Here is a 9,562-nt window from a genome sequence, read left to right on the forward strand (position 1 = left end):
TGGGTTCTCAGTGATTGCCGGAAGTGGCCGGGCTCTGGCCCGGCATCGGCTGCTTCGCCAGGCCCTGGTAGCCGGCGAGCACGAGTCCGCCGTCGGCGGTCGGGATCATTGCGGTAAACAGCATCGGCGAGGTGGTTGAAACCGACCTGAAGCTTTGGCCCTGGTTGTCGCTCGCCAGCAGTTGTCCGTTCTCGGTGGCCAGCAGCACGGTGGAGCCGTCGGCGGACATCGACCCAGCGGTCAGTGTTGCGTGAACGCCCGAGGCGATCAGGTCCCAGTTCGCGCCGCCGTCGCGGCTTCTGTACACCGTGCCGGCGAGACCGAAGGCCAGCAGGAAGTCCTGGTTGCCGACGATGCCGAAGAAACTGCCGATGTAAGTCGTCGAGATCGACACGAAGCGCTGCTGCGCCCGATCGAGCCGGAACACGCTGCCTTTCTCGCCGACGATCACGATCTCGCTGCCGATCCTGCGAATGTCGTTGAGATTCAGGAAGTCCGGGTTGTCGATGTGATCGAGCCAGGGAATCCAGGTTTTGCCGCCGTCCCGGGTCATCACGATCATGCCGAACGAGCCGACCGCGTAGCCGGTCGTGCCGTCTTCGAAGTACACGCTCAGGAACGGTAGCGTGGGGCCGCCGGAAGTGTTGAGATTGATCTCGTCGAGAAACGGCTGCATCGCGGTTTCACCCGCATCGATGCGCTGCCGATAGTGCACTGGCAGCGTGCTTTGGCTGATTCGGCCATCGAGCTGCTTGGTCCAGCTCTGGCCGCCATCCGCAGTATGCAGGATGACGCCTTCGTGGCCGGTGGCCCAGCCCTGTTGCGAAGTTGGAAACTGCACGGCAACGAGGTCGGACTGCACCGGAGCGCTGATCTGGTGCCACCGGAGACCGTCGTCGTCCGACAGGACAATCAGACCACGCAGTCCCACGCCCACCAGTTGCTTGCCCGCCTGCGCGGCAGCCAGTATCGGCTGCTGTGCCGGATTCAGCGCCCCGATCAGGACATCTGCCGGCGTATTCAGTGGATCGCGAAAGGGCTTGTTCGATCCTGCGTCCGCGACGCCAGTGGTCGACATTAAAAAATAGAGGCCGACGAATAGTGTCGTCAGTCGCCGTTGTTCCGTTGCTGATAATCGTTGTCGCACGGGTTGCGCTCGCCGGCAGATTGGTTCTGCACTATTGATGGAGACACTGGATCTTCTCGCTCTACATCGTCATGCGAAATCACGCAGGGAAGCCAGCGACGTTTCGGTGCTGTCGCCGCCCTGCGTGATCCGCTCATCCAGCATGCATCAACGAATGCCGCTACCCGCCATCCGGTCCGGTGACCATTTGGATGAGTCCGCCGGGAATTTGTCGCTGACGATTGCGCCATCCTCGGGCCGGCTATAGACGGGGCCGATCAGGAAAGATCCCTTGGTCATGTCGTAAAAATTCATACCTTGGACGAAGGTCTGTTTGTCCCAGACCGGGTAGCTGGGAATGAAGCCCACACGATAAATTTTTCCACTCTGATCATAGGAGTCACTGGCCACAACCGCCCAAGTGTCCTCATCGATATAAAAAGTCCGGCGTGAATAGACATGCCGTTTGCCGGGCTTCAGAGTCGACTCGATCACCCAGACGCGATGCAGCTCGAAGCGAAAGTTGTCGGGATTGACGAAGCCCTTGCTGAACAGCTTGTCGACCGGCGTGAAAAACAGCTTGTAGTCGTTGTAGGGGACGTACATCTCTTTCTTGCCGACGAGCTTCCAGTCGAAGCGCTCAGGCGACCCCCCGAAACCGAACTGCTCGTCATAGGTGATGGCACCGCCGTAGGAAGCGATCGGCGTATCGAAGGCGAACTCTGGAGCCAGACGCACGCGGCGCTGCCCCGGCGAGTAGAACCATGCCAGTGTGGACTGCTTGTCGTAGTCGAGTGACCGAGTCTGTCTGACCAGCGTGCCGACTTGGAACGGAGGCCCTTTCCATGCGCCCTGGCTGATTCCGAGCCGGTAACCCGGTGTCGTGTTCGTGGCCGGGTCCGTCCAGTAGTTCGACTGCGTATAAGTGATATGCCCGAGATCCGTCACGTGCTGGGCGGCGTCCATCAGCCAGTTGGACATGGAGATCTCGACGTCGACCCCGTAGACGTAGCGCGTGGCGTTGTTCCACTGCACTTCGTTGCCGTCCTTGGGGATCGGAAAGGCGACGCAGGAGTGGCCGCCTTCAACGCCGTTGCCGGTTTTGGTCATCTTCACCGTCGTCGCGTTCGTTTTGCAGTGCGACAGCCATTCGGCCGGGTAGCCCTGGCTGCGATGACTCGGATAGACGTCGATCCGGTAGTCCGGATATTTCTTCATCATCGCGACAGCGCCCGCGGTCAGGCGGTCGGCATACTTGTCCATGTTGCCGGCATTGACCGACAGCAGCGGTTTCTCGTCGTCGAACGGGTTTTTATCGTAGCGGCCCGTCCCCGGCTTCCAGCCCGCAGGAGCCGTGTCCTTGGGCAGGCCGCCGGTGTACGGCGGAATGCTGCCGTCGGCATTGCCGACCTTTTCGGCACCGAATTCGGTGAGTGTGGTGCCACCTAGCTGATCGGCCTCCTGCTGCGACACCGCGGCGTACGCGGTGCCTGATATCGCAGCGGCAAAGCAGGCCGCCAGCATCGTTCTAATTATTCTCATAGTGGGTCTCCGATCAGAATACGGTCGAGAAGGTCAGGGAAACCCAGCCCTTGTCGTTAAAGAAGAACTGCTGGTTGTTGGCGTTGTAGTAGGACGGGAATCCGGGAGTTCCGAGCGGCACGCCCCCTGCAGCACCACCGGCCGCATTCGTCAGCCCGTTGGTCGGCGCGTGAAAGCCGTTGTACTGCAGGCTCAGGTTGTAGCGCTGGCGTACGAAGGCGTGCACCCCGGCGGTGTAGACGATCGTTCCCTGGTTGATCACGCCGCCGACGCTGGGACCATTGCCCGAGATGCCGTATTGCGCGAAGACCGGTGTATCCAGGTCGACGCCGGGAAACACCTGCAGCCACTGGGGATCGAACTGCGCCGCGATGCCGACTGCATTGTCGGTGGAGCAGCCGTCCTTTTTGGAGCCGGAGGGGCAGCCCGATGCATTGTCGACGCCGTTGTACAGCGCCTGGTTGCTGGTCACCGATACTTTGTGGGTAACGGCGACTTCGGCCAGGAACGTGCCGGTCTGATAGAGCGCCGTCGGCGTGAGGCCTGCCAGTACATTGGCGATCAGGTTGATCGTATTGCCGCGTGGCCCCTGGCGGCCCGACAGATCGGTGGGTAAGGGGCCGGTCGCGCTGTTGAGCGCCGTGCCCTGCCGGTACGAGGCCTCGAAGCCGGTGCTGAGTTGGCCAATCTGCTGGTCCAGGCTCAAGCCATAGAGTTTGACGTTCTCGTTGTAGCTAAGGTGGTAGTTGACCGCCCCGGTGCCTGGGTCCACGCCGAATAGCAGCCAGGGTTGTACCTCGTCCAGACGGCGATAATAGGCACCGACATTGCCGCCGCTCATCCAGTCGGGGCTCCAGGTGTACTTGAGTCCGTAATTGGAATTGAAGTTGCCGGGCTCGCGGCTGCCACCATTGGTGCCAGCACCGCCCGGCAACTGGTCGGGGCCGGAAAACGCGAACCCGAACGTGCCCAGATAGGTGCCGCCTTCCGGCAGGCGGTTGCCGTAGAACTCGCCGAAAACCTGTGCCGCCAAGGTCATCGTCGGCGTCAGCGCGGTCTGAAACAGGAACTGTGCCCGCGGAATGGCGAGTTCCTTGGCCTGGGTTCCAGGCGAGTTGAGTGCCTTGATGTTGTCGGACGCGTTCTGCGAGTAGTTGATGCCTTCCGCGCCGAAAATCAGTGCATTGCCCCAAAACTGAGTCAGACGCCCGATACGTACCGAGCTGGCGTGTCCGGCGATATCGAAGTTGCCGAATACGAAAGCGTCGAGAAGCTGGGCGCCGCGCTGGTAATAGCGCTTGGTATAGCTGCTGAACTTGTTGTTGGAATAGGTACTCAGCGCAGAGTACGGCGTGCCCGGAGCGACCTCTCCAGGGTTGAACTCGACGTCGTCATCAAAGGCGAAGTCGTTGAACGCCGAGCCGCTGACGCGGAAACCGATATCGTTTTTGTAAACCGCATCGAACTCGGACAGATCGGCGATACGGTTGGTGACGATGTCGCCCGCTTTTGAGAATTTGTAGTCGGACTCGTTGAAAAGCGGGTTGTCGCCGATCTTGTCATCGACGCTCTGCACGCGCATGCCGAGGTTGTATGACACGGTGTTGTCCCAGTGGACTTGCCAGTCAGGTCCGGCGTCAATCTGAAACCCCTGGGCGCTCGTAGCCCCGATGGCGGCGGCTACGAACAGGCATGGCTTGAACGCCATACCTGGATATCGGCCCCTTTTTGTTCTTGATTGCATTGTCTCTCCTCCGCTGTTGTAGTTGCATCGGCTGAATCGGCCGTGCTTGCCATCTGAGTGCTATTGGTGCGTGCTGACAGGTGTCGTCCGCCGGCCGAATACGGGCGACGCTGAGACGTAGTCGATTGCTTTGCACAAGAACTGCAAGGGGGTTATTCAATGGCGTCGGACCCAGCGGCGGATACAGCTTTACAATTAAGTGGTAGTGATTCACCCGCTAAACGGTACGCAGGCGACCTAAATATAGCGGCGCCTGGAAAACCGACCTATTCAAAGATAGCTAGCGTACGATATGTTTAAAGACTGTTCTGTTCTGTGCCGCACAGAGATACTGTCTTTAGTCGTTGTCCGATAAGGTGTCGGGTCGCATCCGCGGGAAGGAGATTGAATGATGAATGCGCATCCTCGACAACACGCCTTGAGTCACCCTACGCAACCAGCGCTCATCCTGGCGGACGTCGGTGAATCGATCAGTTATCGGCAAATGGTCGACAACGCCGACCGCGCCGCGCAGCTGTTCCAGGCGCTGGGGCTGGCCGAAGGTGACACCATCGCGATCTTCATCGAAAACCACATTCGCTATCCCGAGCTGTGCTGGGCGGCGAAGAATTCCGGCATCACGTATGCCTGTGTCGGCAGCCAGTCCAGCGTCGACGACGCGGCCTATATCGTTGAAAACTCCGGTGCCAAGTTGCTGATCAGTTCCGCGATGCTGGCCGCGACGGCCTTGGCCGTCGCGCAACGCTGCGCTGGCGATCTACGCTGCCTGATGCTCGATGGCGCGCGGCCCGGCTTCGGCTCCTACGAGGACCTGCTCGCGCAACATCCGCCGCTGGCCCTGCAGAACCGGCGCCGAGGCCCGTCGATGCTGTACTCCTCGGGTACGACGGGCCGCCCCAAGGGTGTGCGGACCGAGTTGCCGGACGAGCCGCCCGAAACCGCCCCGCCGCGGCTGACGATGCTGGTTGATCGCTATGGCCTTTCCAGTGAAACCGTGATGGTCAATCCGGGGCCGTTCTACCACGCGGCGCCGGGGCGCTTCATGCTCAGCGTGCAGCGCACGGGCGGCACCGTGGTCGCGTTCCGCAAGTTCGACGCGCTGGCGACGCTGCAGGCGATACCGGACTATCGCGCCACGCACGGTGTATTCGTGCCGACGATGTTCATCCGCATGCTCAATCTGCCGCAGAGTGTGCGCGCGGCCTGCGATGTGTCGTCGATGCGTTGCGCGATCCACCTGGCGGCGCCATGCCCGATCGCGGTCAAGGAGCAGATGATCGCGTGGTGGGGACCGGTGATCGAGGAAATGTACAGCGGCACCGAAGCGGTGGGTCACACGCTGATCGGCTCGCAGGAATGGCTGCTGCACAAGGGTTCGGTCGGCCGTGCATTCGCCGGCGCTTCGATCCGCATACAGGACGAGCAGGGTGCGATATTGCCGCCGATGGTGCTGGGCGCGATCTACATGTACAACGGCCATCGCTTCGAGTACCACCAGGACCCGGAGAAGACGCGCAGCGCTTATACCGAAGACGGCTGGGCCTCGCTCGGCGACGTCGGTTACCTCGATGCCGAAGGCTATCTGTACCTGACCGACCGGCAGTCGCACATGATCATTTCCGGCGGCGTCAACATCTATCCGCAGGAGGCCGAGAACCTGCTGTACTCGCATCCGGCGATCGCCGATGTCGCGGTCATCGGCGTGCCGCATCCGGAGTTCGGCGAGGAAGTGAAAGCGGTCGTGCAGGCGCGGGGCGAGGTTGTCGACGCCCAGGCTCTCGAGGCCGATATCATCGCCTGGTGCCGCGCGCGGCTGACGCCGATCAAGTGCCCGCGTTCGGTGGATTTCGTCGATCAGCTGCCGCGCAACGAGGCCGGCAAGCTGGTCAAGCGGCTGGTGAAGGATCGCTACTGGAAAGGCCGGACCACGCGAATCTGACTCGGCTTTGCAAACAAAGCGCAGTATCAATGCGGCTGATCGTCGCGACCTGAGTAGCCTATGAGTTCTAAAAACGATGCCGCATCCGCGCTGTCTTTGCAGCTGGAGGCGGCGCCCAACTTCCGCGATCTCGGGGGGCTGACGGCTGCGAACGGTTACCGGCTGCGCAGCGCGCAGTTGTATCGCTGCGAGGCGCTTGATCGTCTCGGCGAATCTGATCTCGATGTTCTGCGAGGCCTGAACATCGCGCTGATCTGCGACTTGCGTTCAGCCGGCGAGCGCAGCCGGGCGCCCAATCGCTGGCCGGAGGGTGTCAGCCCCTTGCTGCTGACCGCCGATGGAAGCGCCGACGCCGGTGCAGCCGATATCCGCGATGCACTGATCCGGCATCCGCGCGACACGCACGAGCAGGCTCGCGCCTACATGATGCAAACCTATCGCGGCTTTCCGCTCGCTTTCGCCGCGACCCTGCGTGCCTTGTTCGATCACCTGATCGAGAACCGCGGTCCGGTGCTGATCCACTGTGCCGCCGGCAAGGACCGCACCGGCTTCGTCTGCGCGATGATCCTGCATGCGCTCGGAGTGGCGCGCGACACGATCGAGGCCGACTACATGCTCAGCGATCGCCACTTCGGCCGCGAGCGCATCGCCGCGATCCTGCATTCCGGCGATGGCCCGGTGCCGGCCGGCGTCGATGCGTTCCGCGTACGCAGCGAATATCTGGAAGAAGTCCTGGCCTGCATCGAACGCGAGCATCGCGGTGTCGACGGGTACCTGGAGCAGCAGGCCGGGCTGAGCCCGCCGCGCCGGGACCAACTGCGCTCCAGGCTGCTGGAGCCGCTTCCGTAGGTCGGCAATCCCTTGCCGACGTGTCCGCCGGCCCCGCATCGGATGCAGCAGGGCTCCGAGCTTCAGATCTCGAAGCCGACGCTCAGATCGATGCCCATGTCCTGGTACATCACCATCGCGGTCGGGCGCCCGCCCATCGTGACCGTGCCGCCCGGATGCATGAACGGCCCGGTCAGATACAGGCCGCCGATGTTCGGCACGCGGTAGTTGGCGAGCGCCGGCGTCGGCCGCCGGCCCAGGATCTGTCCGCCCGCGGTACCGATGCCGAAAATGTCGCCCTGCATCATGCTGCCGGAATGACGGTGATGGTCGAGCGGCGTCTCGATCAGGCGGCCCTTGATGCAGCTCTCGTCGATATTGATCGTGTACTTCTTGAATGCGTCCCAGACCAGGTTGCCGTATTCCTGCCGGCGCTCGTCCCAGGCGTCGATGCCGCCGTCTTTCAGATGCATGGGCGCGAAGTGATACAGATACAGCGCGCACTGATCCGGCGTCGGCACGCGGGTCTTGTCGATGAACGAGTTGATGATCGACAACGGGTTGAAGTGGCCGTAGGGAATCTCGCCGTAGCGATAGCCGTCGTAGATTTTGCGCATGCCGAGAAAATCGCCGCGCGGCATATATTCCACGACCATGCTGTTGCGCAGGATGTCGGGGTTGCCGCCGATGAAGATCGGCTCGCGCGACAGCGAAATCTGCTGGTTGACCGCGCCATGATTGCTGAGCTTGGTGGCGCGCGCATCGGTGGCCACGCGCTCGTCGATCTCGGGGATGAACTGCTTCAGGTTCCAGGGATGAATGCAGGCCAGCACTGCATCTTTCGCGGCGATGGTTTCGCCGTCCTTCAGCACCACGCCGCGGGCGCGGCCGCCGGAAATCTGCAGCTTTACGACCTCGGCCTGCGTGCGCACGGTGCCGCCGTGATGCTCGATGCATTTGACCAGCGAGTCGGACAGCCGCTGCGAGCCGCCGACCACCGCGTACGGACCGGAGCCGTGCACCAGCGCGAGCAGGTTGTAGACCAGCACGCCGGTGCCGTTGGACTCGGGGTTTTCCATCGCCTCGCCAATCCACTTCAGATAGTGCAAGCGCACTTCGGTGGACTCGAAATAGCGGCAGATCACGTCGTAGGCGCTGTTGAACAAACCGGCCGCGAGTTCCGATCCGATCTCGTTGCCGTCGAGCAGGCCCATGAAGCGCGAGAACGGCATCGGCGGCGTCGCCGCGCCGGCATTCAGCAGCGGCCCGAGCTTGACGCAGCGGCGCGCGAGTTCGCGATAACTCTCGGCGTCCCTGGTCGAGAACTTCGCGATGGATTGTGCGGTGCGGTCCACGTCCTGGGCCGTCGCCAGTACCGAGCCGTCATCGAACAGCGTCGTGAACGCAGCGTCCCACTCCTTGAATTCCAGGCCGAACCTGGATTTCAGGCCGAGCTCGTCCTTGGACAGTGCGGGGTTGACCATGCAGGTCATCAGGCCGGTCGCATGCGTGTCGTGGATGAAGCCCGGCGCGACTTCGACCGAAACCACGCCGCCACCGCAGCGGCTGTTCTTTTCCAGTACCAGCACGCGCTTGCCGGCCTTGGCCATATAGGCCGCGGCCGTCAATGAATTCGATCCACCGCCGACCACGACGATATCGTATGCCTTGCTCATGAAAACGCCTTCTCCCGCCCAGGTTCGTGGGGCCACCGCAGGCCTCGGACGGGCGCCCGCTCTTGTTGGATTGATTGGTTTATCCGCGAACAGTACATTAGCATACCAATCGGATTGCTCCCGTTACCAGCGAATGGCGACGATCTTCGCCGTACCCACAGACCTGTGCCATCCCAGCGAGACATAAGCCATGAAACTGTACGCCAGCGACAACTCCGAACTGATGGAGATCAGCAAGATCTACCACCTGAACGGCACTCTGATCGTCGAAGGCACGATCATGGGCGCGATGCCCATACGAGCGATCGTCAAACCCGTCGAGATCCGCAAGGCGATGGGCCTGATGTCGCTGAAGACCATGCTCTACGCATTTTTGATGTTATTCAGGGGCTCACGCTAGTCCGATGGGCGTGGTTGTATTCGTGCGCAAGTCAACAGATAATGGATAGAAGCAAACGATACGTATACGCACTATATTCGTAACATGTGTTTGTATCGTGTGCCGGTCATTAGAACCATAAAGACTAGATTCGTTCGCCCGTCCTGGATCTCGGGGCGGGAGATAGAGGAGGAGATTCGAGATGGAATTTGGCCAACGCCAAGATCCGAAGCGACGCATCATCGGCATCACCGGCGTTGTGATTTTTCACATCCTGCTGGTGTACGGCCTGGTGAACGGACTGGCGCGCAAGGCGATCGAGCTGCTG

General features: G+C 61.6%; 7 protein-coding genes. 3 read left to right on the forward strand and 4 right to left on the reverse strand.

Annotated features, from left to right (window positions below; all coding sequences use genetic code 11):
* Window positions 1-7: 7 nt before the first annotated feature.
* The 3 genes from JWQ90_RS04350 to JWQ90_RS04360 all read right to left on the reverse strand — a co-directional run bounded on the left by JWQ90_RS04350 (window position 8) and on the right by JWQ90_RS04360 (window position 4,412).
* Entirely contained in the window at window positions 8-1,078 is a 1,071-nt protein-coding gene (locus JWQ90_RS04350) for a YCF48-related protein (protein ID WP_299689940.1), read from the reverse strand.
* A gap of 216 nt (window positions 1,079-1,294) precedes the next feature.
* On the reverse strand, window positions 1,295-2,650 hold the full coding sequence (locus tag JWQ90_RS04355) for a DUF1329 domain-containing protein (protein ID WP_299689943.1): 1,356 nt from the start codon (window positions 2,648-2,650) through the stop codon (window positions 1,295-1,297).
* Between the two features lie 31 nt (window positions 2,651-2,681).
* Window positions 2,682-4,412 (reverse strand): DUF1302 family protein, encoded by a 1,731-nt coding sequence (locus JWQ90_RS04360; RefSeq protein ID WP_366919434.1) that lies wholly within the window; start codon window positions 4,410-4,412, stop codon window positions 2,682-2,684.
* A 391-nt stretch (window positions 4,413-4,803) separates the two neighbouring features.
* On the opposite strand from JWQ90_RS04360, the gene JWQ90_RS04365 reads away from it, so the two are divergent.
* Together JWQ90_RS04365 and JWQ90_RS04370 are read left to right on the forward strand one after the other, a co-directional pair.
* A complete protein-coding gene (locus JWQ90_RS04365) occupies window positions 4,804-6,351 on the forward strand; it encodes an AMP-binding protein (RefSeq protein ID WP_299689948.1) in 1,548 nt (515 codons plus the stop codon).
* A gap of 60 nt (window positions 6,352-6,411) precedes the next feature.
* Complete coding sequence (locus JWQ90_RS04370; RefSeq protein WP_299689951.1) at window positions 6,412-7,200, forward strand: tyrosine-protein phosphatase; 789 nt, start codon at window positions 6,412-6,414, stop codon at window positions 7,198-7,200.
* A 62-nt stretch (window positions 7,201-7,262) separates the two neighbouring features.
* Here the strand turns inward: JWQ90_RS04370 and JWQ90_RS04375 are convergent, their stop codons facing one another.
* Window positions 7,263-8,855 (reverse strand): NAD(P)/FAD-dependent oxidoreductase, encoded by a 1,593-nt coding sequence (locus JWQ90_RS04375; RefSeq protein ID WP_299689954.1) that lies wholly within the window; start codon window positions 8,853-8,855, stop codon window positions 7,263-7,265.
* Window positions 8,856-9,045: 190 nt separating this feature from the next.
* Between JWQ90_RS04375 and JWQ90_RS04380 the strand changes: the two genes are divergently transcribed.
* Window positions 9,046-9,255: a hypothetical protein gene (locus JWQ90_RS04380; protein ID WP_299689957.1), complete on the forward strand. Its 210-nt coding sequence runs from the start codon at window positions 9,046-9,048 to the stop codon at window positions 9,253-9,255.
* Window positions 9,256-9,562: the final 307 nt, after the last annotated feature.

The sequence above is a fragment of the Hydrocarboniphaga sp. genome (genome assembly GCF_028291725.1).
Classification (GTDB): Bacteria; Pseudomonadota; Gammaproteobacteria; order Nevskiales; family Nevskiaceae; genus Hydrocarboniphaga.